Raw genomic sequence first — 25,185 nt, 5'->3', positions numbered from 1 at the left:
GAGCCGTCGCAGCCATGAGCATCGCCCGCGAGGACTGGCTGCGCGCGCACGCGGCCCTCTGGTACGACGATCGCCGATACCGCCTGGCCTGGCTCGCCCTGCCGCAGGCCGTGACCTGCGCGGTGGCGGGCCTGTGCATGGCGCTGGCCGCGCAGGGTGTCTGGGGTCAGCCGGCCACCGCCTCGAAGGCGCGGCTCGCCGAGCTGAGCGCCCTGCGCGACCGGGCCGGCAAGGACGGCGACCGCAAGGCGTTCGACGCGCTGACCGCCGCGGCCACCCAGGGCCAGATCGACGCCGCGACCAAGCTCGGGACGCTCTACGACCCCCTGACCGCCGCCTACTTCCCGAACAAGCCCGCGCCGAACGATTTCGACCGGGCGGCCGCCCTCTACGGACCGGGCGCCGCGATCGGCGATCTCCTGGCGGTCACGCGCCTCGCGGACGTGCTGCTCGACCCGGCCAACCCCAACCGCGACCTCCGGCGCGGCTGCCGCCTGGCCCAGACTTGGATCGACGCCCCCGAGACGCTCGAGCGCACGATCACCGGCGAGGAGCGGCTGACCGTCAAGCTCGCCACCTGCTACGTCGAGCCTGAGAGCGGCCTGCCGCAGGACCCGGTGCGGGCCGGGGGGCTGGTGACCGCGGTGCTGTGGCGCCGCCACCGGCCGACGATGGACGCCTTCATCAACAATCTCGGGCAGCAGAACCCCGCCCTGGTGTCGGGCATCCAGCGGCACCTGGCCGAGCAGCGCCGGTACATCGGCCCGGTGGACGGGCGGCCCAATCCCGGGATCATCACGGCCCTCCAGGTGGAGGCGGGGATCACCAACACGGTCGCGACCCCGCGGCCCGAGCCGCGGCGGGTGACGCCCAAGGGCCCGGATCCGGAGGTGCTGGCCCTCCAGGCCGCCGCCCGGACCGGCGACCGGCGGAAGATGGCCGACCTGAAGAGCCGCGCCGAGGCCGGGGACGCGGACGCGCTCACCGCCTACGCGCGCCTGTTCAACCCGGTGATGAACAAGGGCGACGTCTTCGCGCCGGACGCGCAGGTCGCCGTCGCCGCCTACGAGCGCGCCGCGGCCGCCGGCAACGGCATGGCGGCCGGCGAGGCGGCGGTGCTGTACGATTCCGGCTACGGCAACGTCGCCAAGGATCCCCGGAAGGCCGCCGCCCTCGCCCTGCGGGGCGTCGACCTCAAGGACGACCAGATCACCTTCTGGCTGCTGTTCCCGGAGGCGGGCAACTGGAGCGACGGGTTCTGGGGCGCGATCCAGGCCGCGCTGACCGCCCGCGGCTTCTACACGCTCCCGGTCGAGAACAAGCGCAATTCCGCGGTCATCACGGCCCTGCGCGCCTACATGAAAGCCAAGTCATGAGCGGCGTCACGATCGGGACCGACCGGCTCCGGGCGCACGCGACGCTCTGGTACGCGGACGCGCGCTACCGCCTCGCCTGGCTGGTCCTGCCCCAGGCCGCGGTCGCCCTCCTGGCCGGCCTCGCCCTGGCGCTGCTGAAGCCCGCGGGCGAGTGGGGCAAGCCCGCCGACAGCAAGGAGAACGAGAAGCTCTATCTCGACCTGCTCGACAAGGCCGGCAAGGACGGCGACCGGGCCGCCTTCGAGAAGCTGCGGACGGCCGCCGAGGCCGGCGACGTCAGCGCCCGCTCGTTCATGGGCGCCCTCTACAATCCCGAATGGGCCGCGGTCTACGCCAAGAACCCGGTCAAGCCCGACGCCGCCAAGGCGCTGACCTACTACCAGAAGCCCGCCGACCTCGGCTTCCCCGGGGCCCAGCGCGGCATGACCGAGCTCCTGCTCGACCCCGCCCGCGGCCAGCACGATCTCAAGCGGGGCTGCCGCTACGGGCTGGCCTTCCAGGCGAACCCGGTCGCGGTCCGGAACAACTACCTCGATTCCTGGTCGACGCTCTACTGGATCGCCGGCTGCTACACCGATGCCGGGAGCGGCGTCCCGCGGGATCCGCAGAAGGCCGCCGACCTCTACATGAACACGGTGGCGGCCAAGCTGCCGCGGGCGGTCACCACCTTCACGGACGAGCTCGGCCGCCAGCCCCCCGACCTCGTGGCGGCGATCCAGCGCGACCTCGCCAAGCGCGGCTTCTACACCGGGCCGGCCGACGGGACGGCGACGCCGCAGACGCGCGCGGCCGTGCAGGCCCTGGCCGGCCGGGGTGCCGGCCCGCAGGGCAACGCGGGAGCTGGCAGTGCGGGGGCGGGCAACCCCGGAGCCGGCAACAGCGGAGCCGGAAAGCCCGCCGGCCCGCCGCCTCCGGCACCGCCCGCGGCGACGCCGAGCGTCGAGGACCTCATCGCGCTGTCGAAGAGCGCGGTCTCCAACGCCGCCGACGCGGCGAAGCTCCGGGGCCTGGCGGAGAGCGGCGTCCCGGTGGCGCAGTACCTCTACGCCGCGATGCACCTGTCCCCGGCCAACAAGGAGCAGCGGGTCACCGCGCCGGACGGCCCCCTCGCGAGCCGCTATCTCGAGCGCCTCGCGGTCGAGCGCTCCTTCGCCCCCGCGGCGGCCTCGGCGGCCTTCCTGTACGACCTCGGCGGCGCCGGCCTGCAGCGGGATCCCGCGAAGGCGGCCGACCTGACGATCCGCGCCCTCGAGCTCAAGTCCACCGAGATCCTGCAGAATCTCGAGCAGGACCAGTGGGGCGCCGGCTTCTGGGCCGCCCTCCAGCAGCGCCTCGCCGACCGGAATCTCTACCAGGGCCGCGTCGTCGACCAGCGCAACGACCGGACCATCCAGGCGGCGCGCCGCCTCCTCGGCAATCCATAGGAGACGGCCATCATGGGTCCCCGCCGCAAGGATCCCGCGCGGTTCCCGGCCCCCAGGGCCGGAAGCCGCATCGGCCACCGCACCGCCGCCCTGATGGCGGGCCTGCTGGCCGGCCTCCTCCTGCCCGCCGCCGCGCAGGCGCAGATCAAGGTCCGCAAGGCCGACTGCTTCTTCGCGGCCGACGGCAGGACCGTCATCGACGGGGTCTGCGAGTTCCTGACCGACGCGCGCAGCTACGGCGTGGGCGGGTTCCGCCTCGCCACCTACACCAACGGCTACCTGCGCGACGGCGTGGTCGTGTCGGTGACGGCGCCCGGCCAGGGCACGGCGACCTGGAACCGGGAGCCCGGCGGCAAGCCCGAGGACGGCCCCGCCGACAGCGTCACCGCGGAGGGCGCCTGCTGGACCGGGTCCCGGAGCCGGATCTGCGCCTGGAAGGTCGGCGAGGGCCGCCCCGGCTTCGGCGGCGCCCCCGCGGCGGCGCCCGAGGCCGGCGCCCCGCGGGCCGCCGACTGCTACCTCGAGGTCGCGGGCGATGTCCGCCTCGACGGGGCCTGCCAGTTCCGGTCGGAGACCGGGCAGACCGGTGCCCGCGGCTTCGAGATCCGCTCCTACGCCGCGGGCAAGCTCGACGTCGTGGCGCAGCTCGTCCGCGACCCGCAGAACCCGCTGAAGGCCACGGCCTTCTGGAACGGGTCGTCCGGGGGCCTGCGCGCCGCCGAGGCCCTCGGCGCCCTGTCGCCGAGCGGCCCCTGCTGGGACAATGACGGCGCCCGTCTCTGCGTCTGGCAGCCCGGCCAGCCCCGCGGCGGCTGGGACCGGCGGGCCGAGGCCCGGGCTCCGGCCCCGCCCGAGACGCCGCCGTCGCCGCCACCGTCACAGGCGCCGTCACAGGCGCCGCCTCCGCCGCGCGACGGCGCGGAGGGGCGCGATCCGCCGCCGGGCACGTTCCTGAAGCTGTCCTTCAAGGGCCGCTGCGAGTCCCTGATGATGGACGGGGAGGACCTCACCGCGACCTGCGCCCCGGAGGCGGTGAACACCTCCGTCGTCGGCAGCCCGAAGGCCGGGTTCATCTTCGGCACCACCGACGGCAAGGCCATGGCGTTCATGGCCTCGGCCAAGGGCTTCGTCGAGGGCGGCACCCTGCACCAGCCCGTCGACGAGCTGATGTACGCCGAGCGCGACCAGTCGACCTTCAAGGTCAAGGGCACCTGCGAGATGCCCAACCCGATGGGCGGCCCGGTGGTCATCACCTGCAACGCCCAGTCGGCGAACAGCACCTACGCGGTCCGGTTCCGCACCGACGGCGGCAAGCCGGTCCTGACGCGCGGCGACGCGAAGTGAGGCTCTCGCCGCGGACCGGAATCGCCCGACCCGCGAACCCGAGGAGGATCCCATGGCACGACGCGTTGCGACGACGGGAGGGGCCGGCGGCACCGGGATCCTCGTCGGCCTCCTGGGGCTCTGCCTCGCGGGACCGGCGCTCGCGGGATCCACGAGCGTGACCGCGCGGCCCGGGGAGCGGGTCCGCCTCGACGGCTACGCCACCCACGAGACCCGACCGGGCTGCCCGTCCGTTCCGGCGGCCGCGATCGAGCTGGTCACGCCCCCGCGCGGCGGCCGCATCGAGCAGCGGCGCGAGTTCCTGGTCCTCGGCCAGAACATCGACGGCACCCCGTCGCGGGACGGCTGCCAGGACGTCGAGCGGGACGCGCGGACGCTCTACTACACGGCCCGGCCCGACTTCGCCGGCCACGACACGGTGTCGGTGATCGTCACCTTCGTCACCGGCGAGGAGGCCACCTACACCTACAGGATCACGGTGCCCGAGGGCGAGGGTCGGCGGGCGCCGGCGGTGTCCCAGGCACCTGCCCCCCGCGACGCGGGCCTCGCGCGGCCGGCCCCGGCGGCGCGCGCCGCTCCCGCCGAGCGGGCGACTCCGGCCGCGACTCCGGCTGCGACTCCGGCTCCGGCGCCCCGGGAGGCGAGCACCGGCGACTTCCTGCGCGACGCGGTCCGGGGCGCGGTCTCGGCCACCCGGCCGGCGCCGGCCGCGCCGCCCCCGAAAGCCGCCGAGGCCGCGGCGCCCGTGCCCGGCACGCCCGCACCGCCGCCGCAGCAGCAGCTGGCACCACCGCGCCCGCCCGCCGCGCCGCAGCTCTGACGCAGCTCCGGCGCGGACGGCCGGACCGGCCGCCCGCACCCCCACCGCCAAGCCGAGGACGAGTCCCGTGCATCAGCGCCTCCCGAACGCCCCCCGATCCGCGGCACCGACCCGACCGCGTCGGCGCGCCGGCGCCGGCGTCCTCGCCCTCGGATCGGCGCTCTGCCTGCCGCTCTGCCTGCCGCTCTGCCTCGCCCTGCCGGCCCGGGCGGAGGTGGAGAACAAGACCGCGCGCGCCGGCCAGCGGATCTTCCTCCAGGGCTTCACCTACTACTTCGCCACGCAGGGGTGCCGCTCGCGCGCGGCCACGATCGAGCTCGTCAGGCCGCCGCGCGGCGGGCGCATCGAGCAGCGGCGCGAGTTCCGGATCCTCAGCGGCAAGGTCGACGAGACGGGGGCGCAGATCCGGCAGCCGGACGGCTGCGAGGACGCCAAGAAGGACTCGATGTCGCTCTACTACACGGCACGGCCCGACTTCTCCGGACTCGACACCCTGTCGATCGACGTCACCTTCGGGGATGGGTCCACGGTGCCGTACACGTTCCGGATCACCGTGCCGCCGGGCGAGCCCCGCCGGGCCCCGGCGGTGTCGCAGGCGCCCGTCCCGCGCGCGGGCGGCGCCGGGCAGGCCGCGCCGGCGGCCCGGGCGACGCCGGCTCCGGCCCCCCGGGAGGCCGGCACCAGCACCGGCGACTTCCTGCGCGACACGGTCCGCGGCTCGGTCGCGGCCCCGCGGCCGGCACCGGTCGCGGAGCCTCCGAAGTCCGAGGCGGCCGCGGCGGACGCGCCCGGCGCGCCGCCTCGGACCGAGCCTCCGCCGCCACGCGCGATGGCGCCGGCGCCGCGCCCCCGGCCAGCGGCCACGCCGCAGCTCTGAGACCCGCGGGGCCGGCCGGTGCGGCCCGGCCTCGCTCATCCGGCGAATCCACGCCTGACCGGGCCCCCGCTGCACAGGTCCGGCAGGTCACCGACAGAGCCACCAGTAGAACCACCAGCAGAGCGAAGTGAGAGGCGCCCCATGGGATCGATGCGGAACGCGTCCATCTACGCGGCCATCCTATCGACGCTCCCGCTCCCGGCGGCCGCGGCGGAGACGTGCCGCGACCATTACCGGAGCGAGGGGACGCCGATGCTCCAGGCCATCACCTACAAGACGTGGATGATCTTCCCCTCGGTCAGCCCCAGGGCCGCGTTCGACCGGGTGACGCGGGCGGTCCTGGCCGAGGGGTTCGTGGGCGTGCACGTGGAGAAGGCGCTCGGCACCCTGACGGCCCAGCAGGAGACATCCGGTTCGGGGCGACCGCAGACGCTGCGGGTCGTCGTGCGCAAGGCCGGGGCGGGCAGCCGGGTCGACGCCCTGTTCATGGTGCAGGCCGGCCAGATCGGCCAGGACGTCGACCAGAACCTGTGCCGCATCGTCGATGCCGCGGCGCATTAGGCCCCCGATGCCGACCGGCTCCAGGCACGCGGCCCAGAGGCGAGGTTCCGATGCGCAGTCCGGTGCGAGCTTCGGGGCAAGGTTCGGGGCGATGCTCAGCGCGGGGCCGGCCGTGACGCGCCTCCCGGCGGCCACCCTCGCGGCAGCCCTCGCCGCTTTCCTCGCCGCAACCCTCCTGGCGCCGTCGTCGGCCCGCGCGATCGACTGCCGCAAGGCGGCCAGCCCACTCGAGCGCGTGATCTGCGCCGACCCGGCGCTCCGGAAGGCGGACGCCGCCCTGGGTGCGGCCTATTCCGGCCTCCTGCACAGCACGGACGACGCCGAGATCCGCGCGATGCTGGTCGCCAGCCAGAAACGCTGGGTGGCGGCCCGGGACACGTGGCTCGGCGACCTGGACGCGGCCGACGCGCGCGCCGTCGTGCTGAAGGCGATCCGGGCACGGACCGAGGACCTGTCCGGCCGCTCGAAGAGCGATCCCGCCCGACCGCACTGGATCGCGGCGGCGCAGCGGCAGCGGGCCTTCGCGGCGCGGTTCACCGGCGGCCCCTTCGCGGGGTTCGACACGGCGTGCGACTTCCTGCCCGTCGGGCAGGACCGGGTCTACGGGTGCTTCGGCAGCCGGCGCTACCAGAACGGCGACCGGGTCTGCACGCTGTCCGACGACTGGGCGAGCGGCCACACCTCCGAGACGCGCACGGTCGCGCGGGTCGTCGACGGCGCCGCGCGCACGGTCGCGACCTGCACGATCGGCGGGGGCGACGACGCGGAATGCCCGGGTCCCGACAGCGCCGACGGCCGCTGGGCGCGGCCTGCCGCCCCGGCCGTCGCCGGCGCGGCGGCACCCGCGGGACCTCGGCCCGTCCTCGACGTCGAGCTGGCCCCGGACGCCGATGCCGAGACCTGGCTCTCGGCGTGCCTGACCGACCCCGCCTATCCGCCGCCCGACCCGGTTTCGGCGGCCCGGACGGCCCCGGGATCGAGCCCGCCCGCGCCGGCGGGCGCCCCGAGCAGCCGGTGACGATGGGACCGCACGCCCCCGCGCCTGATCCGGGCCCTGCGCCGGCCCGGGGCCGCCGGCACGCTCTCGGTGACCACGACGGGCGACGGCGAACTGCCCGAGGTCCACGAGTACGGGGTCGCGTGCCGATGAGACGGATCCTGCGGGCGCTGCCGCTGATCGCCGTGACGGGCCTGGCCGCGACCGCCGCGGTCGCGGCCCCCATTCCCCCCTGCGCGGCCGACGCCGAGCGGCAGGCCCTCAAGCTGCTGCGCTTCCACAGCGACGGCGACGCGCGGGCCACGGTCGATCCCGCGTCCGTCCGGTCCGTCGGCACCGTCGCGTCCCTGGTCGGGACGCGGCGCTTCCAGGTGATCGAGGTGGAGGGCAGCATCTACAAGGGCGCGTATCGGATCCGGCTGATCTACGCGCCGATGCCCGGGAGCTGCGTGCTGATGGGGCAGGAGATCCTCGAGCGATCCGATCCCTACTGAGCACCGGCCCGCGGCCGGCCCTCCGGCCGCCCCGCGGGCGCTGTCCTCAGCGCACGCCGAGGCAGCCGGTCCCGGGCGCCGGCAGGACCAGCCAGGCGCCGCCCGCGTAGAGGCGCCGGACCGCGCCCGGCGCGGCGGGCCGGAGCACCAGATACGCGCGGCCGGCCGAGACCAGGGCCCCGTCGTCGGCGGCCGCCAGGGCGGCGGGGTTCCCGAGCGCCACCACGGTCTCCGGCTGGACCGCGAGGGCGGTCAGCGCGGTCACGCCGAGCCCCCCGGCGAGCGCCGCCGCGACGGCGCCGACCGGCAGGCCGCGCCGGGGGCGCCGATCAGTAATCGTAGGCATGCTCGAACCGGCCCCCCGCGGCCTCCACGTCGCGGATCTGCGCGACGAGCTGCTCTACCGCGGTGTCGTAGCCGACGCGCTGCCAGCCCGGCTCGGACTGGATCGGCATCGCGAACAGCGGCTCGGCCCCGCCGAGGGTGACCGTCCGGCCCGGCGGCAGGAGGACGGTGGTGAGGATCCGGTGGTTGCCGGCGATCTCCAGGACGTTCCGGCCCCGCGCGCCGAGGCCCCGGACGATCTCCGTGAAGGCCCGGTAGCGCGGCGTCTCCATCAGGGCGGCCGGGCCGCCGTCGCCGGCCGGGACGGGGCCGAGGAGGGTGATGCGCGGGTCGGCGGCCGCGTCGCCGGCATCGAGCCCCGCCACGACGCTGCGGATCGTCAGGCCGGCCGGGTCCATCCCGGCGAGCCACGCGATCCCCTGGGCGTAGGCCCATTTCACCCCGTATTGCAGCGTGAGCGCGCCGCGCCGCTCGACCGCCCGCAGGGACGGCGTGAACGGGACCTCGTGCCAGAGCCGCGACAGCTCCGCGTCGAACGGGTAGCGGTACCAGGGGGTCTGGCGCAGGAACGCGGCGTAATCCCCGAGCAGCCGGGCGTTGAACCGGTCCTCGTCCGTCGGCTCCGGCCCCCGCCACCACGCGGTCAGCGCCCCGAGGGTGCGCTCGTAGGCGCCCTGGATCAACATCTCGGCCGTGAAGCTCAGGCCGATCACGTAGTTGGTGACTTTCTGGCCCGCGGTGACGTCGCCGGTGCGCCCGGCCGCCCGGGTCGCTCCGCACAGGCTCGTCCAGAAGCCCGTCGTCGCCGCCCAGTAGTCGAAGGCCGATTCCGAGGCGGAACGCGTCACCCCGGCGAGGTCCGCGTAGGCGTGGACGATGTCCCATTCGGGGAAGGTGAGGTAGCTGTCGCCGGCCGCGCGCTTGTAGCCCTCGGGGGCGATCCCGAAGCGCGAGCCGCCCGCCGAACGCCCCGGCCCGGCGGGATCGGGCCTGACAGTGCAGCCCCCCTCGATCGCCGCGACGGGCAGGGCGCAGGCGAGGGCCAGAACGGCGAGGCCGGCGACCGCCCAGCGGACGACCCGTCGCCGGCGGCGGGGGGGCCGGGGGCTCACGCGGCGACCCCGGCCGCGGTCCGGGCGCGCCACGGCCACCAGCCGAGCACGACGCCGGCGAGGCCGAGGCTCAGGTGCGGGCCGTTGGAGAGGAGCGGGCTGTCCTGGAAGCCCTTCAGGAACAGCGACAGGTCGAGGAAGCTCGACCCGGTGAGCACGCCGACGACGCCGTCGAGCAGGTAGATCGCCCCGAAGGCCCGCAGGAAGGTCACGGCGGCGGAGCGCGACCACAGGCCGGCGGCGAGCGCCCACAGGCCGGAGGCGAGGTGGAGCGCGTCCTTGTAGACGTCGAGCCGGAACAGGCCGAAGACGCGGCCCTCCGCGTCCCGGAAGGCCGGGACGTAGTCGGTGGCGGCGGCGAACAGCAGGATGGCCGCGAAGGCGAGGGCGGCCACCTGTGGGGGCGTGGGTCTCATGGGCGTCTCCTGAGTCGGCACGCGCGGCCCGCGCGAGGCGGATCCGTGCCGGGGCGCGGTCAGGCCATGTAGGTCGACCACAGGGCGTTCCGGAACAGCAGCCCCGGATCGTAGCGGCGCTTGGCCGCCACGAAGGCGTCGAGCTTCGAATAGGCCCGGGCCATCTGGTCGCGCCGGGCGTGCAGGCGGTAGGGCAGGTAATAGGCCCCGCCGATCGCCACGACGCGCTCGATCAGGGCCTCGGTCATGCGCATCATCGCGGCCTCGTCGCCTGGGGTGAGCCCCTGCGAGAACGACATCACCGCGCCGATCCGCGGGCCCGGCGCGTAGGCCAGCGTCGAGTCCGGGTCCGCCGCCACGTAGCGCAGGGTGACGTTGAGGCAGTCGCAGCCCGAGCGCGGGATGGTCTCGCGGCAGGCGGCGAGGAACGCGTCGAAGCGCTCGGGCGGTACGAAGTACTCGTGCAGGATGTCGGTGCGGCTGCGGTCGCGCGAGGCGAGGTTGGCGACCGGCTCGTTCATCAGGCTGTTGCGGGTGGCGAGGCCGGGATCCAGGGTCGGGTTGAGCCGGGTCTCGGCGATCCAGCGGGCGCGCTTGCCGAACTCGCTGCCGACCTGGGCCCGGTAGATCTCCCGCGAGACCGCCGAGAACGCCCCCTGCGCGGCCGCCGCGGGCAGGACCTGCGGCGGGTGCTCGGTCTCCGCGTAGGTGACGAGGATCGCCTCGTCGAAGAATCCGGGCTGCGCAACCGAGAGCCGGCCGTAGGCCATCCGCAGGCGGGCGTCGCGCGCCACCGCCGCCGCGAAGGCCGGCGCGAAATCCGCGGCCGGCATCACCGCGAAGGTCGGCGTCAGGAGGCGGTTCGGCACCATCTCGACCACGAGGTCGACCACGATGCCGAACAGGCCGTAGCCGCCCATCGCCAGCCCGAACAGCTCGGCGTTCTCCTCGCGGGAGCAGGTCACGAGGCTGCCGTCGGCCAGGACGAGGCGGAGGGCGCGGACGGTGGAGCCGAACGGGCCGTGCGGCGCGGGCCAGCCGTGGGCGTTGACGCAGAAGGTCGAGCCGACCCCGAAATCGCTGTTCGACTGCATGACCGTCGGCGAGTAGCCGATCCGGTCGAGCTGCCGGATGACCTGCGACCAGCGCGCGCCGGCCCCGACCCGGTAGAGGCCGGCGGCTGTGTCGGGCTCGATCGGGCCGCCCTCCAGGGTCACGGCCGTCCCGTCGCGGGCGAGGCTCTGGGCGCCCATGGAATGGCGGGCGACGCCGACGGCGACAGGCCGGCCGGCGGCGGCGGCGTCCCGGATCTCGGCGCGCACGGCCTCGATCAGGGCGTCGGTCGAGCCCGTCGGGAGCACGGCGTGGCGCGTCACCGGGGTCGGGTTGAGGCCGCTCGCGTCGTTGAGGATGATCCGCGGCGCGGCCCGGGCCGTCCGCGGCAGCAGCGCGGCGGCCGCCGCGGCGCCGCCGCCCGCGAGGATCCCGCGCCTGCTCGGTCCTGTCCCGGCCATGCCCACCCTCGATTCGCGCCGGCGGGGCGACCGGCTCGCCCCGCCGGCCAACCCTGCGACGGGTTCGGATCCGGCGGCGTGAGATCACGCACGGAGCGCGGTGCGCCGCCGGCCGGGACGATGCCACGCCGCCCCCGGCGCGGTCGAGCGCCCGCGCTCCGGCCGTCGGCGCCGCGCGCCGATCCGTCCTCAACCGCGATTCTTCGACGGGTCGCGGATCGCGACGTTGACAGGCGTCCGGGGCCACGGCACGGCGGCGGAGGACCCGCTTGGCCGGAGCCCACGATCGCCGAGGAGGGAGATCCGCCATGCCGTCAGGCGCTTCGAACCGGACGGCAGGGGAGGCCCCGCGGCCGGAGCGGGAGCCGGTCCTGCTGCAGGATCCGCACGCCGTCCGCGAGCCGCGCGAGAACAACCTCGAGCGCGCGATCGGCCACGCGGTGCGCGAGCGCCGGAAGCGGCTCGGCATCACCTCGGCGGACCTCGCCGCGACGACCGGCCTGTCGCCCGGCATGCTGTCGAAGATCGAGAACGGCAACATCTCGCCGTCCCTGACGACGCTGCAGCTGCTCGCCCAGGCGCTCGGCATGCCGATCACCGGCTTCTTCCGCGGCTACGAGGAGGTCCGCAACGCGGTCTTCGTCAAGGCCGGGGAGGGGATCGAGCTGGAGCGGCGCGGCACGCGGGCCGGGCACCAGTACAACCTGCTCGGGCACATCCACGAGAACACCAGCGGCGTGACGGTCGAGCCGTATCTGATCACGCTCACGACCGATTCGGACGTGTTCCCGACCTTCCAGCACCCCGGCCTGGAGTTCCTCTACATGCTGGAGGGCGAGGTGCTGTACCGGCACGGGGACCGGCACTTCCACATGCAGCCCGGCGACAGCCTGTTCTTCGACGCCGATGCCCCGCACGGGCCGGCGGAGCTGCTCGTGCTGCCGGCCCGCTACCTCTCGGTGATCGCGTATCCGCAGTCGGGCCGCACCGGCTGACGGGCCGCGTTGTTCTCAAGAAGAAATCTTATTTCTTGAGGGTTGATTTCCGCCGCGCAGGCCGCCTATGCTCCGGGCGAACCCGCGACGGAGGTGGTGCCATGTGCGGCATCGTCGGATTGTTCCTGAAGGACCCCGCCCTGGAGCCGCAGCTCGGCGCGCTGCTCGCCGACATGCTCGTCACCATGACGGATCGGGGGCCGGACTCGGCCGGCCTCGCGATCTACCGGCCGCCGGCCCCCGGCCTGTCGAAGATCACCGTGCAGTCGGCACGCCCGGAGGCGGATTTCCCCGCCCTGGAGCAGCGCCTCGCGGAGGCCTCCGGCGGCTCGGCGCGGGTGGCGGTGAAGAGCTCGCACGCGGTCATCACCGTGGCGTCCGACTGCCTCGCCGCGACGCGCGATGCCCTGAAGGGCCTCGCGCCCGATCTGCGCGTGATGGGCGCGGGCGAGAGCGTCGAGATCTACAAGGAGGTCGGCCTGCCGAAGGACGTGGTGGCGCGCTTCGGCATCGCAGGAATGTCGGGCACCCACGGCATCGGCCACACCCGGATGGCGACGGAATCGGCCGTGACCACGATGGGCGCGCACCCGTTCTCGACGGGCGCCGACCAGTGCCTCGTCCATAACGGCTCGCTGTCGAACCACAACAACCTGCGCCGGAGCCTCGCCCGGGCCGGCATGGCCTTCGAGACGGAGAACGATTCCGAGGTCGCGGCGGCCTATCTCACCACCGCGATGGCGCGTGGCCGGGACCTCGGCGCGGCGCTCGCGGGGGCGCTCACGGATCTCGACGGGTTCTTCACCTTCGTGGTCGGCACCAAGTCCGGCTTCGGCGTGCTGCGCGACCCGATCGCCTGCAAGCCGGCGATCATGACGGAGACCGAGCGCTACGTCGCCTTCGGCTCGGAATACCGGGCGCTCGTCGGCCTGCCGGGGATCGAATCCGCCCGCGTCTGGGAGCCCGAGCCGGCGACCGTCTACTTCTGGGATCAGCGGCAGGCCGCCTGAGCCGCTCCCCCCGCAGCCTTCACGGATCTCGCCCATGCCCGTCTTCGATCTGGCGGCGACGCCCCTGCGCGCCCTGAACCAGGCCCTCCACGGCGTCGCGCCGGGCGCCAACGACACCGAATTCGAGGTGCTGAACCCGCGGGGCCAGCACGCGGTCGCGGTCGGGATCGACGGGCCCGTCACCGTCACGGTGCGCGGCCCGGTCGGCTACTACTGCGCCGGCATGAACGACGGCGGCACCGTCACGGTGCAGGGCTCGGCGGGCCCGGGCGTCGCCGAGAACATGATGTCCGGCACGGTCGTGATCGAGGGCGACGCCTCGCAATATGCCGGCGCCACCGGGCGCGGCGGCCTCCTCGTCATCAAGGGCAACGCGGCCTCGCGCTGCGGCATCTCCATGAAGGGGATCGACATCGTCGTGCACGGCTCGATCGGGCACATGTCGGCCTTCATGGGCCAGTCCGGATCCCTCGTGGTCCTGGGCGATGCCGGCGAGGCGTTAGGCGACTCGCTCTATGAGGCGAAGCTGTTCGTCCGCGGCAGCGTGAAGAGCCTCGGGGCCGACTGCATCGAGAAACCGATGCGCCCCGAGCACCGCGCGCACCTCGCGGCCCTGCTGGACCGCGCCGGGGTCGCGGACGTCCGGCCGGAAGAGTTCCGGCGCTACGGCTCGGCCCGCAAACTCTACAGCTTCAACATCGACAACGCCGACGCCTACTGAGAGCGCGCCGCCGGAGTGGATACCGGTTCGGCGCGAGCGAGCGCGTCGAATCAAGGACTTAAAGCCGCTCCCGATCGGGAGCGGCTCAAGCGGGAGACCGGGCATGACCTATCAGAACCCGCCGATGCCGCCGCGCAAGTCGGCGACCTTCGACGACCACACCCTGGCGGAGATCCGCCGGGCCGCGGCCACCGGCATCTACGACATCCGCGGCGGCGGCACGAAGCGCAAGCTCCCGCATCTCGACGACCTGCTGTTCCTCGGCGCCTCGATGTCCCGCTATCCCCTGGAGGGCTACCGGGAGGCCTGCGGGACCGGCGTCACCCTCGGCACGCGATTTGCCAAGAAACCGATCGCGTTGAAGATCCCGATCACCATCGCCGGCATGAGCTTCGGATCCCTGTCCGCCAACGCCAAGGAGGCCCTCGGCCGCGGCGCTACGCTGGCCGGCACCTCGACCACCACGGGGGACGGCGGCATGACCGACGAGGAGCGCGGCCATTCCGACATCCTCGTCTACCAGTACCTGCCCTCCCGCTACGGCATGAACCCGCGCGACCTCCGGCGCGCCGACGCCATCGAGGTGGTGGTCGGCCAGGGCGCGAAGCCCGGTGGCGGCGGCATGCTGCTCGGCCAGAAGATCTCCGACCGGGTCGCCGCCATGCGCGACCTGCCCAAGAGCATCGACCAGCGCTCCGCCTGCCGGCACCCGGACTGGACCGGCCCGGACGATCTCGAGATCAAGATCGGCGAGTTGCGCGAGATCACCGACTGGGAGAAGCCGATCTACGTGAAGGTCGGCGGCGCCCGGCCCTATTACGACACCGCGCTCGCCGCGAAGGCCGGGGCCGACGTCGTCGTCCTCGACGGCATGCAGGGCGGCACGGCGGCGACTCAGGACGTGTTCATCGAGCATGTCGGCCAGCCGACGCTCGCCTGCATCCGCCCCGCCGTGCAGGCGCTGCAGGATCTCGGCCTGCAGCGGAGCGTGCAGCTCGTGATCTCGGGCGGCATCCGCTCGGGCGCGGACGTCGCCAAGGCCATCGCGCTCGGGGCGGACGCGGTCTCGATCGGCACCGCGGCGCTCGTCGCCATCGGCGACAACGACCCGGCCTACGAGGAGGAGTACCGCGAGCTCGGCTCGACCGCGGGTGCCTACGACGACTGGCACGAGGGCCGCGACCCGGCGGGCATCACCACGCAGGATCCCGAGCTGGCGGCCCGCCTCGACCCGGTCCGCGCCGGCCGGAAGCTCGCCAATTACCTGAAGGTGATGACCCTGGAGGCGCAGACCATCGCCCGCGCCTGCGGCCACAACCACCTGCACAATCTGGAGCCCGAGGACCTCGTGGCGCTGACGCTCGAGGCCGCCGCCATGGCCCGCGTGCCGCTGGCCGGCACCGACTGGTACCCGGGCAAAGCGGGCTTCTAGGGCCCTTCAACCCCGCCGGTCGCGCCGGAACGGGGCGCGGCCGGCCCCCACCCGATCCGCGCTCAGGGGGCTGCCGTGACGACCGACCTTTCCGCCTACGCCGCCGAGCACGGCGTGAAGTACTTCATGATCTCCTACACGGACCTGTTCGGCTGCCAGCGCGCCAAGCTGGTGCCCGCGCAGGCGATCGGCGCCATGCAGCGCGACGGCGCGGGCTTCGCGGGCTTCGCCACCTGGCTCGACCTGACCCCGGCCCATCCCGACCTGTTCGCAATGCCGGACGCCGCCTCGGTGATCCGCCTGCCCTGGAAGCCAGACGTCGCCTGGGTGGCGGCCGACTGCACCATGGCGGACGCCCCCGTCGGCCAGGCGCCCCGGGTGGTGCTGAAGCAGCTCGTGGCGCGGGCCGCCGACGAGGGCCTGCGGGTCAAGACCGGCGTCGAGGCCGAGTTCTTCCTGCTGAGCGCGGACGGATCGGCGATCTCGGATCACCACGATCGGGCGGAGAAATCCTGCTACGACCAGCAGGCGCTGATGCGCCGCTACGACGTGATCGCCGAGATCTGCGACCACATGCTGGCTCTGGGCTGGAAGCCCTACCAGAACGACCACGAGGACGCGAACGGCCAGTTCGAGATGAACTGGGAGTACGACGACGCGCTGGCCACCGCCGACAAGCACGCCTTCTTCAAGTTCATGGTCCGCTCGGTCGCCGAGCGGCACGGCCTGCGGGCGACCTTCATGCCGAAGCCGTTCCCCGGCCTCACCGGCAACGGCTGCCACTGCCACGTCTCGGTGTGGAACACGGCCGGCACCGTGAACGCCTTCGCGGATCCCGAGATGCCGTTCGGCCTCTCGACCCGGGGCCGGCACTTCCTCGGCGGGATCATGCGGCACGCGCCCGCGCTCGCCGCGATCACCAACCCGACGGTCAATTCCTACAAGCGCATCAACGCGCCCCGCACGATCTCGGGCGCGACCTGGGCGCCGAACGCCGTGACCTGGACCGGCAACAACCGCACCCACATGGTGCGCGTGCCCGGGCCGGGCCGGTTCGAGCTGCGCCTGCCCGACGGGGCGGCCAATCCGTACCTGCTCCAGGCGGCGATCCTGGCCGCGGGCCTGGACGGTGTGGCGTCGGCGGCCGATCCCGGGCCGCACAGCGACGTCGACATGTACCGCGACGGCCACGCCGTCACCGGCGCGCCGCGCCTGCCGCTCAACCTGCTGGACGCGCTGCGGGCCTTCGAGGCCGACGAGGCCCTGCGGGACAATCTGGGCGGCGCGTTCTCCGTCGCCTACCTCAAGTTGAAGCAAAATGAGTGGGACAGCTACTGCGCCCATTTCACCGCCTGGGAGCGCGAGACCACGCTCGATGTCTGAGCCGGTGCTGCCGGTGACGCGCCGAACGGCGGACCGGCTCTTGCAAGGCCCAGTTCGATCCTGGCGACGGGGAGCGGGACGCGGACCGACATGCGTGTGATCCATCGTATCCTGGGCAGCCGGCACGAATCCGGGATGGCCGAGCGCCTGCACCATCTCGCGCATCACGGCGCGGTGGACGTGCTCGTCGTGTCGAGCACCGACGTCGCCCGGCGGCGGATCCGCGCGACCACCCAGTCCGGCGAGGAGATCGCCCTCGCCCTGCCGCGGGACGAGCCGCTCTTCGACGGGGCCGTGCTGGCGCTGGAGGCGGACCGCGCCCTCGTCGCCCGGGTCGGCTCCGAGCGCTGGCTCCGCCTCGTCCCGGACAGCCAGGCCGCCGCCCTCGAGCTCGGCTACCACGCCGGCAACCTCCACTGGCGGGTTCGCTTCGCCGACGGCGCCCTCCTGGTGGCCCTGGACGGACCGGCCGACGCGTACCTCGTCCGCCTCGGCGCCCTCGTCACCGACCGGCAGGTGACCCACACCATCCTCGACGAGGCGGCGCCGTGCTGAGCCGGCTCCTGGCGTTCCAGCAGGCCGACGCCGCCTTCCCGAGCGGGAGCTTCGCCTTCTCCAACGGGATCGAGGGGCTCGTCGCGGGCGACCCGGCCTTCGACACGGTGAGCCTGACGCGGACGCTCACGGCCCTCGTGCGCTTCCGGTGGGCGGAGAGCGACCGCGTCGCCCTGATCCTCGCCCACCGCGCCGGCCCCGATCCGGCCCGGCTCGGCCGCATCGACGCCGCCGTGGAGGCGGCCGCCCTCGTCGAGGCGATGCGCACCGGCAGCCGGCGCAACGGCGCCTCCCTGCTGACCACCCACGCGCGGCTCGCCACGCCCGGTGCCGGGGACATTCGCGCCGCGATCCGGTCCGGGCTCATGCTGGGGCACCTCGCCACCGTGCAGGGCGCCCTGTGGCGGGGGCTGGGCCTGTCGGAAGCGGAGGCGGCGGCCGTCGCCGGCTACCAGCTCGTCTCCGGCCTGGTCTCGGCCACGGTCCGGCTCGGTCAGGTGGGCGCCATCCAGGGCCAGCAGGCCCTCCAGACGGTGCTGTCGCTCGTCGCGGAGATCGCCGAGCGGCCCGTGACCGAGGACCCCGACGGCGCGATCGTCCTCACGGGCTTCACGCCGCTGATCGAGGTCGCCGCGATGCGGCACGCGCGCGCCGACCTGCGCCTGTTCGCCAACTAGGGAGCGGGTGATGCTGCTCACGCCCACCGAGCTGGAACGTCTCACGATCTTCACCGCGGCCGAGCTCGCCCGCAAGCGCCGGGCCCGCGGCCTCAGGCTCAACTACCCGGAGGCGGTGGCGCTCATCACCGACGAGATCCTGGAGGGCGCGCGCGACGGGCGCAGCGTCGCCGACCTCATCGGCTGGGGCTCCACGATCCTGTCGACCGAGGACGTGATGCCGGGCATCGCCGCCATGCTGCCGATCCTGCAGGTCGAGGGCGTCTTCCCGGACGGCACCAAGCTCGTCACGGTCCACGAGCCGGTCCGCGCCCGGGCGGGCGCCCCCGCCGACACCCTGGAGCCCGGGGCGATCCTGCCGGCCGACGGCGCGATCGAGCTGGCCGCGGGCCGCCCGCGGGTCACCCTCGACGTCGTCAACACCGGCGACCGCCCGGTCCAGATCGGCTCGCACTACCACTTCTTCGAGGTGAACCGGGCGCTCGATTTCGACCGGGCGGCGGCCCTGGGCTACCGCCTCGACATCCCGGCCGGGACGGCGATCCGCTTCGAGCCGGGGCAGCGCAAGACCGTGACGCTGGTCGGCTTCGGCGGCGCCCGGGAGCTGACCGGGCTCAACGACCTGACGCAGGGGACCCTGCCCGACGACGCGGCGCGGGCGGCGGCCCTCGCCCGCGCCAAGGCCCGCGGCTTCAAGGGCGCCTAGGGAGAGTGCCATGGTGACGATCCCGCGCCGCGACTACGCCGCCCTCTACGGGCCGACCACCGGGGACGGGGTGCGGCTCGCCGACACCTCCCTGGTGGCGGTCGTCGAGCACGACCACGCCGTCTACGGGGACGAGTGCCTGCACGGCGGCGGCAAGACCCTGCGCGACGGGATCGGGATGGCGCCCGGGGTGACCGCCGCGCAGGGCGCGCTCGACTTCCTCCTCTGCAACGTCGTGGTGATCGACCCCGTCCTCGGCATCCAGAAGGGCGATCTCGGCATCAAGGACGGGCGGATCGTGGCGCTCGGCAAGGCCGGCAACCCGGCGATCATGGACGGCGTCGACCCGCGCCTGATCGTGTCGGCCGGGACGACGGTGCGCGACTGCGAGGGTCTGATCGCGACGCCCGGGGCCATCGACGTGCACGTGCACTTCGATTCCGCCGGCCTGCCGGACCACGCGATCGCCTCCGGCGTCACGACCCTGCTCGGCGGCTCGCTCGGGCCGATCACCGTCGGCATCGATTCCGGCGGCCCGTTCAACACCGGCCGCATGCTCCAGGCCGCCGAGGCCTGGCCGGTCAATTTCGGCTTCCTCGGGCGCGGCAACACCCACCGGCCGGCCGCCCTGAAGGAGCAGCTGGAGACCGGCGTCCTCGGCCTCAAGATCCACGAGGACTGGGGCGCGATGCCGGCCGCGATCGACGCCTGCCTGGGCTTCGCCGACGCGTACGACTTCCAGGTCCAGCTCCACACCGACACGCTGAACGAGTCGGGCTTCGTGGAGGACACGCTGGCGGCGATCGGCGGCCGCACCATCCACATGTACCACACCGAGGGGGCCGGGGGCGGCCACGCGCCGGACATCATCCGGGTCGCCGGGCTGCCGCACTGCCTGCCCTCGTCGACGAACCCGACCAACCCCTACACGGTCAACACCTTCGACGAGCACCTCGACATGACGATGGTGTGCCACCACCTCAACCCGGCCCTGCCGGAGGACGTGGCCTTCGCGGAGAGCCGCATCCGCGCCCAGACCATCGCCGCCGAGGACGTGCTCCACGACATCGGGGCGATCGCGATGCTCGGCTCCGACAGCCAGGGCATGGGCCGGATCCACGAGGTCGTCTGCCGGACGTGGCAGCTCGCCTCGAAGATGAAGGACCAGCGCGGCCCGCTCCCCGAGGAGAGGCCGGGCTTCGGCGACAATGCCCGGATCAGGCGCTACATCGCCAAGTACACGATCAACGCGGCGCGCACCTTCGGCATCCAGGAGCATGTCGGCTCGCTGGAGCCCGGCAAGATGGCCGACATCGTGGTCTGGCGGCCGGCCTTCTTCGGGATCAAGCCGGAGCTCGTGATCAAGGGCGGCTTCATCGCCTGGGGCGCGATGGGCGATTCCGCCGCCTCGCTGATGACCTGCGAGCCGGTGCTGATGCGCCCGCAATGGGGCGCCTTCGGGCGCGCCAAGCAGGCGCTCTCGGCCTGCTTCGTCCACCCCCTGGCGATCGAGGCCGATCTCGGCGGCCGGCTCGGCCTGCGCAAGGCGCTCCTGCCCGCCCGCGGGACCCGCACGCTGACGAAGGCCGACATGCTCTGGAACGACGCCTGCCCGGAGATCCGCGTCGACCCGCAGACCTTCGACGTCTTCGTCGACGGCGTGCTCGCCACCTGCGAGCCGGCCCGGACTCTGCCGCTCGCCCAGCGCTACATGCTGCGCTGAGCGGCGCCGAACCCCGCCACCCCTCTCACGGCCCCGCTCCCCATGACCGACGTGACTCCCGCGAACGCCGCCCGGATCGGGATCGGCGGCCCGGTCGGATCCGGCAAGACCGCGCTGATCGAGCGGCTGATCCCCGTGCTGCGGGCGCGGGGCGTCGATCTCGCGGTGATCACGAACGATCTCGTCACCAAGGAGGATGCCGAGCGGCTGCGCCGCTCCGGGCTGATCGATCCGAGCCGCGTCGAGGCGGTGGAGGCCGGGGCCTGCCCGCACACGGTGATCCGGGAGGACCCGACCCTCAACATCGCCGCGGGCGACGCGCTGGAGGCGCGCTTCCCGGGCCTGCAGCTGCTCGTCTTCGAATCCGGCGGCGACAACCTCGCCTCGACCTTCTCCCTCGACCTCGTGGACTGGTGGATCTTCGTGATCGACGTGGCCGGCGGCGACGACATCCCGCGCAAGCGCGGCCCGGGCGTGCTGCGCTGCGACCTCCTCGTGATCAACAAGGTCGACCTCGCGCCGCATGTCGGCGTCGACCTCGACGGGATGCTCGCGGAGGCCGCGCGGGTCCGGAGCGGCAGGCCGGTCCTCGCCACGAACGCGCGCGCGGGCCTCGGCATCGACGCGGTGGCGGATGCCATCGGCCGGGCCGTCCTGTTCGCGCCCTAGCCGTGCCCGACGACGTCCAGACCGGCCGCCGCGCGACGGCCCGCCTCGGCTTCGTGCGCGGCGGCGGGACCAGCGTGCTCGCCGACCAGCACGTGCCGTACCCGTTCCACATCACGAAGCCGTTCCGCCTGTATCCGCAGCGGCCGGAGCTGATCACGCTGTACCTGCAATCGGCCTCCGGCGGCCTCTACCGCGGCGACCGTCTCGGCCTCGACATCACGATGGGTCCGGGCTCGGCGGCGCACGTCACCACCCAGGCCGCCACGGTCGTCCATCGCAGCGCCGACCAGCCGGCCCGCCAGGACACGCGGATCCGCGTCGGCGCCGATGCCTTCCTCCACTGCGTGCCCGATCCCCTGATCCTGTTCCCCGGCGCCGCCCTCTCGGCCTCGACCCGGGTCACGCTCGAGCCCGGGGCCCGTGCCGTCGTCTCCGAGAGCATTGCGTGTCACGACCCGGAGGGCCGCGGCAGGCCGTTCGAGCACGTCGAGCTCGCCCTCGGCATCGAGACGGCGGCGGGGGCCGTCCTGGTCCGCGAGCGGGCGCGCATCGCCGGCGCCGAGTTCCGCGATCCGGCCTCGCCGCTCGGCCCGTGGCGGGCCTACGGCGCCCTCGTCATCCTCGGTCCGGCCCCGTGCCTGCCGGATCCCGGGGACGTCCAGGCCGCGGCCGACCGCACCGGCTGCCGGGCCGGGCTCAGCCCGCTGCCGAACGCGGCCGGGCTCGGCCTCCGGCTCCTCGCGCCCGACGGCGGCACCCTGGCGGCGGGGCTGGAGGCGGCCGCTGGTCGCGCCTTCGCGGCGCTGACCGGGCTCGCCCCGGCGCGCCGCCGCAAATAGGAAGCCGGCGCCCGGGATCGCCGCCGCCGATATGGGCAGGCTGCCGATGTTTTCATCTTGCGAAATTTATTTTCTTTTGAAGAAATATGCCGAAGGAGACGATCCGTGCGCGACGGCTGATCCGGTGCGGACGGGGCGGCCCACCTTCTCGAACGATCTGAAGGATTTGCCCCCCATGGCGACAGACGATCCCGCGCACTTCACCCTCCGCCGGCGCCTGCTGCTCGGGCTGGCGGCGGCCCCGCTCGCGGCATCGCTGCCGCGCGTCGCGGCGGCCGCCGAGGCCGGCGCTCTGGCGGTGACCGACAGCGAGGTGACGGTCGGCATCCTGCACTCGATCACCGGCACCATGGCGATCTCGGAGACCGGGCCGAGCCAGGGCGAGAAGCTGGCGATCCAGCAGATCAACGACGCCGGCGGCGTGCTCGGACGCAAGATCAAGATCATCCAGGAGGACGGCGCCTCCGACTGGCCGACCTTCGCCGAGAAGGCCAAGAAGCTCCTCGTCAACGACCACTGCGCCGCCGTGTTCGGCTGCTTCACCTCGGCCTCGCGCAAGGCGGTGCTGCCGGTCTTCGAGCAGTACAACGGCCTGCTGTACTATCCGACCTTCTACGAGGGCCTGGAGCAGTCGAAGAACGTCTTCTACACCGGCCAGGAGGCCACGCAGCAGATCCTCGCCGGCCTCGACTGGGTCCACAAGGAGAAGGGCGGCGACAGCTTCTACTTCATCGGCTCCGACTACATCTGGCCGCGCACCTCCAACAAGATCGCCCGCAAGCACGTGGAGACCGTGCTCAAGGGCAAGGTCGTCGGCGAGGAGTACTTCCCCCTCGGCCACACGCAGTTCAACTCGGTCATCAACAAGATCAAGCTCACCAAGCCGAAGGTGATCTTCGCCACGATCGTGGGCGGCTCGAACGTGGCGTTCTACAAGCAGCTGAAGGCGGCGGGCATCGACCTGTCGAAGCAGGTGCTGATGACGCTGTCGGTGACCGAGGACGAGGTTGACGGCATCGGCGGCGAGAACATCGCCGGGGCCTACTCGTGCATGAAGTACTTCGAGTCGATCCAGAACGAGAACAATAAGGCGTTCGTGGCCGCGTTCAAGAAGATGTGGGGCGAGAAGACGGTCATCGGCGACGTGACGCAGGCGGCCTATCTCGGCCCGTTCCTGTGGAAGATGGCCTGCGAGAAGGCCGGCACCTTCGACGTCGACAAGGTCGTGGCGGCCTCGCCCGGCCTGGAATTCAAGGGGGCGCCGGAAGGTTACGTGAAGATCGACGAGAACCACCATCTCTGGTCGAAGACCCGTGTCGGCCGGGCGAAGCCCGACGGCCAGTTCGAGATCGTCTACACCAGCCCCGAGCTGATCAAGCCCGATCCGTTCCCGAAAGGGTACCAGTAGGCCAGGCTGACGGCTGCGAGGATATCGGTGGCCGGCCGGGTCCAGATGACGGGCTCGGCGTGTCGGTTGTGGCCGGCGATGTCGCGTTTGATCGCCGCCTGCGGGTCGACGACGCCGATGACGGGGCCGCGCCGCGTGTCCGTCGTCGGAAGAGCTGAAACGCCTTGAGGCGCCCAGAGACGGAGGCTGTGGTCCAGCCGGGCTGGCCTGCGGCCGCCACGCATCGATCTCGCTCCTCGCGGCGGCCGACGACGAGAACCAGTTCGCGTTCAGGCACTCGTCGCGCAGGCGGCCATTGAACGAGTCGGCCAACGCGCTTGTGCCGGTCCGCGCTCAGGCCGGCGTGACAGCCGTCGTCCCACGTCGGGAGATGTGCACGTTGCGGTAGAGGGTCAGAGCGCCCACGATCGAGAACAGGGCCGCACAAGCGAGCCAGAGGCCTGGCATGGCTCGATTCCCCGTTGCGTGGATCAGATAGGTACAGATCGCCGGGGTGAAGCCGCCGAAAATTGCCTGTGCGAGACTGTAGGCCAGGGAGAAGCCTGTGGCGCGAACCTCGGCCGGCATGATCTCGGTCAGCGTGACGACCATCACCCCCTGGTAGCCGCCATACAGGAACGACATCCACATGAGGGCGGCCAGCAAGCGGCCGAAGGACGGGTCTGTCACGAGCCACGCCATGACCGGGTAAGCCGTGAGACCGATCAACACCGAGAAGGTCAGGAGCACCGGAAGCCGCCCGACCCGGTCCGACACCGCCCCCATAACGGGCACCCAGACGAAGTTCGCCACGCCGACGCAGACGGTGACCACGAAGCTGTCATGCGCACTTAGGCCAAGAACCTGACGCGCGTAGGTCGGGGTATAGGCCGTGATCATGTAGAAGAAGACGCTCGTCAGTGTGACGAGCAGCACCGCCTTGAGCACGATCGCCCAGTTCTGGAGAAGTGACCGGTAGATCTCGCCGAGGGTTACGCGGCGATGCTTCGCCCGCTGCGCAAAATCCTCGCTCTCCTGCATCGAGCGCCGGATCCAGAACAGGACGGGGATGATCAGGCAGCCGATCAGGAACGGAATGCGCCATCCCCAGGCGAGCATCTGCTCCTCCGTCAGGAAGCCGCGCAGGGTCACGCCGATAACGGCGGCGAAGACCACGGCGACCTGCTGGCTCGCCGATTGCCAGCTCACGTAGAAGCCGCGATTCCCCGGCGTCGCGATCTCCGACAGATAGACCGAGACGCCGCCGGATTCGGCGCCGGCGGAGAACCCCTGCAGCAGTCGGCCGATCAGGACGAGAATGGGAGCGGCGATGCCAATCGATGCGTAGGTCGGCGTGAACGTGATGAGCGCGACGCCCACCGACATGATGGCGAGGCTCATGACCAACCCGGCTCGTCGGCCGTGGCGGTCGATATAGGCGCCAAGCACGATGGCGCCGAGCGGACGCATCAGGAAGCCGATCCCGAAGGTGGCCAACGACAGCATCAACGAGACGTACTCGTTGTCGTTGGGAAAGACGGCCTTTGCCACCGCAGCGGCGTAGAAGCCGTAGACCATAAAATCGAACATTTCGAGGAAGTTTCCGCTCACGACGCGGAAGACGTCCTTCTTCGAGGGCGGTCGCTGCACCGAAGCGTCCATGGTTTCTCTCCCGTCAATGAATCGGCCTCCTCTTCGGAAGGCTGTGCCGGCCTGAGAACGACGCAAGTTGTTCTATTATTTGGAACGACGTATCAGGAATTGATAGGCTATGAACGCCCTGGCCTGCAGTCAATGGAGAACCTGCA

The 25,185-nt window shown here is 72.8% G+C and carries 25 protein-coding genes and 1 pseudogene; 20 read left to right on the top strand and 6 right to left on the bottom strand.

Annotated features, from left to right (window positions below; genetic code table 11):
• Positions 1–14 precede the first annotated feature (14 nt).
• The 8 genes from ACX9MN_RS18105 (at position 15) to ACX9MN_RS18070 (ending at position 7,893) form a co-directional block, all read left to right on the top strand.
• The gene (locus ACX9MN_RS18105) at positions 15–1,376 is read left to right on the top strand and encodes a hypothetical protein (protein ID WP_026605243.1); all 1,362 of its coding nucleotides are present in this window, start codon (positions 15–17) and stop codon (positions 1,374–1,376) included.
• Positions 1,373–2,800, top strand: a complete 1,428-nt coding sequence (locus ACX9MN_RS18100; RefSeq protein WP_020095157.1) for a peptidoglycan-binding protein — start codon at positions 1,373–1,375, stop codon at positions 2,798–2,800. The genes ACX9MN_RS18105 and ACX9MN_RS18100 overlap by 4 nt, the downstream gene beginning before the upstream one ends.
• A gap of 12 nt (positions 2,801–2,812) precedes the next feature.
• Positions 2,813–4,144 carry a hypothetical protein gene (locus ACX9MN_RS18095; protein WP_020095158.1) on the top strand — a complete coding sequence of 444 codons (1,332 nt, stop codon included), beginning with the start codon at positions 2,813–2,815 and terminating at the stop codon, positions 4,142–4,144.
• 52 nt (positions 4,145–4,196) lie between these two features.
• Positions 4,197–4,964, top strand: coding sequence for a hypothetical protein (locus ACX9MN_RS18090; RefSeq protein ID WP_020095159.1), 768 nt, complete (start codon positions 4,197–4,199; stop codon positions 4,962–4,964).
• A gap of 67 nt (positions 4,965–5,031) precedes the next feature.
• Complete coding sequence (locus tag ACX9MN_RS18085) at positions 5,032–5,841, top strand: hypothetical protein (protein ID WP_026605244.1); 810 nt, start codon at positions 5,032–5,034, stop codon at positions 5,839–5,841.
• Positions 5,842–5,982: 141 nt separating this feature from the next.
• Positions 5,983–6,402: a hypothetical protein gene (locus ACX9MN_RS18080; RefSeq protein ID WP_020095160.1), complete on the top strand. Its 420-nt coding sequence runs from the start codon at positions 5,983–5,985 to the stop codon at positions 6,400–6,402.
• Positions 6,403–6,493: 91 nt separating this feature from the next.
• Positions 6,494–7,420, top strand: coding sequence for a lysozyme inhibitor LprI family protein (locus tag ACX9MN_RS18075; protein WP_020095161.1), 927 nt, complete (start codon positions 6,494–6,496; stop codon positions 7,418–7,420).
• A gap of 128 nt (positions 7,421–7,548) precedes the next feature.
• A complete protein-coding gene (locus tag ACX9MN_RS18070; RefSeq protein WP_020095162.1) occupies positions 7,549–7,893 on the top strand; it encodes a hypothetical protein in 345 nt (114 codons plus the stop codon).
• 46 nt (positions 7,894–7,939) lie between these two features.
• On the opposite strand, the gene ACX9MN_RS18065 is transcribed toward ACX9MN_RS18070, so the two are convergent.
• From ACX9MN_RS18065 to ACX9MN_RS18050, 4 genes are read right to left on the bottom strand one after another with little or no spacing between them, the layout of a single operon-like run.
• Positions 7,940–8,239: a hypothetical protein gene (locus ACX9MN_RS18065; RefSeq protein ID WP_020095163.1), complete on the bottom strand. Its 300-nt coding sequence runs from the start codon at positions 8,237–8,239 to the stop codon at positions 7,940–7,942.
• Positions 8,223–9,350 carry a hypothetical protein gene (locus ACX9MN_RS18060; protein WP_043713076.1) on the bottom strand — a complete coding sequence of 376 codons (1,128 nt, stop codon included), beginning with the start codon at positions 9,348–9,350 and terminating at the stop codon, positions 8,223–8,225. Before ACX9MN_RS18060 ends, ACX9MN_RS18065 begins: the two co-directional genes overlap by 17 nt.
• Positions 9,347–9,766, bottom strand: coding sequence for a DUF4383 domain-containing protein (locus ACX9MN_RS18055; RefSeq protein WP_026605246.1), 420 nt, complete (start codon positions 9,764–9,766; stop codon positions 9,347–9,349). Before ACX9MN_RS18055 ends, ACX9MN_RS18060 begins: the two co-directional genes overlap by 4 nt.
• 59 nt (positions 9,767–9,825) lie before the next feature.
• Positions 9,826–11,280 (bottom strand): FAD-binding oxidoreductase, encoded by a 1,455-nt coding sequence (locus ACX9MN_RS18050; RefSeq protein ID WP_205833571.1) that lies wholly within the window; start codon positions 11,278–11,280, stop codon positions 9,826–9,828.
• A 308-nt stretch (positions 11,281–11,588) separates the two neighbouring features.
• Between ACX9MN_RS18050 and ACX9MN_RS18045 the strand changes: the two genes are divergently transcribed.
• From ACX9MN_RS18045 to urtA, 12 genes are all read left to right on the top strand, one after another.
• Positions 11,589–12,275, top strand: a complete 687-nt coding sequence (locus ACX9MN_RS18045; protein WP_020095167.1) for a helix-turn-helix domain-containing protein — start codon at positions 11,589–11,591, stop codon at positions 12,273–12,275.
• 101 nt (positions 12,276–12,376) lie between these two features.
• Entirely contained in the window at positions 12,377–13,285 is a 909-nt protein-coding gene (locus ACX9MN_RS18040) for a class II glutamine amidotransferase (protein ID WP_020095168.1), read from the top strand.
• Positions 13,286–13,319: 34 nt separating this feature from the next.
• On the top strand, positions 13,320–14,006 hold the full coding sequence (locus ACX9MN_RS18035; RefSeq protein ID WP_020095169.1) for a GltB/FmdC/FwdC-like GXGXG domain-containing protein: 687 nt from the start codon (positions 13,320–13,322) through the stop codon (positions 14,004–14,006).
• A gap of 103 nt (positions 14,007–14,109) precedes the next feature.
• Positions 14,110–15,438, top strand: coding sequence for an FMN-binding glutamate synthase family protein (locus ACX9MN_RS18030; RefSeq protein WP_489725012.1), 1,329 nt, complete (start codon positions 14,110–14,112; stop codon positions 15,436–15,438).
• A gap of 75 nt (positions 15,439–15,513) precedes the next feature.
• On the top strand, positions 15,514–16,821 hold the full coding sequence (glnT, locus tag ACX9MN_RS18025) for a type III glutamate--ammonia ligase (RefSeq protein ID WP_020095171.1): 1,308 nt from the start codon (positions 15,514–15,516) through the stop codon (positions 16,819–16,821).
• 90 nt (positions 16,822–16,911) lie between these two features.
• On the top strand, positions 16,912–17,376 hold the full coding sequence (ureE, locus tag ACX9MN_RS18020) for an urease accessory protein UreE (protein WP_026605247.1): 465 nt from the start codon (positions 16,912–16,914) through the stop codon (positions 17,374–17,376).
• Positions 17,370–18,053, top strand: a complete 684-nt coding sequence (locus tag ACX9MN_RS18015; protein WP_489725011.1) for an urease accessory protein UreF — start codon at positions 17,370–17,372, stop codon at positions 18,051–18,053. The genes ureE and ACX9MN_RS18015 overlap by 7 nt, the downstream gene beginning before the upstream one ends.
• 10 nt (positions 18,054–18,063) lie before the next feature.
• On the top strand, positions 18,064–18,759 hold the full coding sequence (locus ACX9MN_RS18010; protein WP_020095174.1) for an urease subunit beta: 696 nt from the start codon (positions 18,064–18,066) through the stop codon (positions 18,757–18,759).
• A gap of 10 nt (positions 18,760–18,769) precedes the next feature.
• Complete coding sequence (gene ureC, locus ACX9MN_RS18005; protein WP_020095175.1) at positions 18,770–20,482, top strand: urease subunit alpha; 1,713 nt, start codon at positions 18,770–18,772, stop codon at positions 20,480–20,482.
• A 42-nt stretch (positions 20,483–20,524) separates the two neighbouring features.
• Positions 20,525–21,151 (top strand): urease accessory protein UreG, encoded by a 627-nt coding sequence (ureG, locus tag ACX9MN_RS18000; RefSeq protein ID WP_020095176.1) that lies wholly within the window; start codon positions 20,525–20,527, stop codon positions 21,149–21,151.
• A 2-nt stretch (positions 21,152–21,153) separates the two neighbouring features.
• Positions 21,154–21,990 (top strand): urease accessory protein UreD, encoded by an 837-nt coding sequence (locus tag ACX9MN_RS17995; protein ID WP_020095177.1) that lies wholly within the window; start codon positions 21,154–21,156, stop codon positions 21,988–21,990.
• A gap of 175 nt (positions 21,991–22,165) precedes the next feature.
• Entirely contained in the window at positions 22,166–23,398 is a 1,233-nt protein-coding gene (gene urtA / locus ACX9MN_RS17990; protein ID WP_205833573.1) for an urea ABC transporter substrate-binding protein, read from the top strand.
• Between the two features lie 213 nt (positions 23,399–23,611).
• On the opposite strand, the pseudogene ACX9MN_RS17985 reads toward urtA, so the two are convergent.
• A pseudogene (locus ACX9MN_RS17985) lies at positions 23,612–23,716 on the bottom strand (integrase core domain-containing protein); the annotation flags it as partial.
• A gap of 15 nt (positions 23,717–23,731) precedes the next feature.
• Complete coding sequence (locus tag ACX9MN_RS17980; RefSeq protein ID WP_020096109.1) at positions 23,732–25,039, bottom strand: MFS transporter; 1,308 nt, start codon at positions 25,037–25,039, stop codon at positions 23,732–23,734.
• Positions 25,040–25,185: the final 146 nt, after the last annotated feature.

It is taken from the genome of Methylobacterium sp. 1A (assembly GCF_058072805.1).
This window is presented reverse-complemented; position numbering and strand designations above follow the sequence as displayed.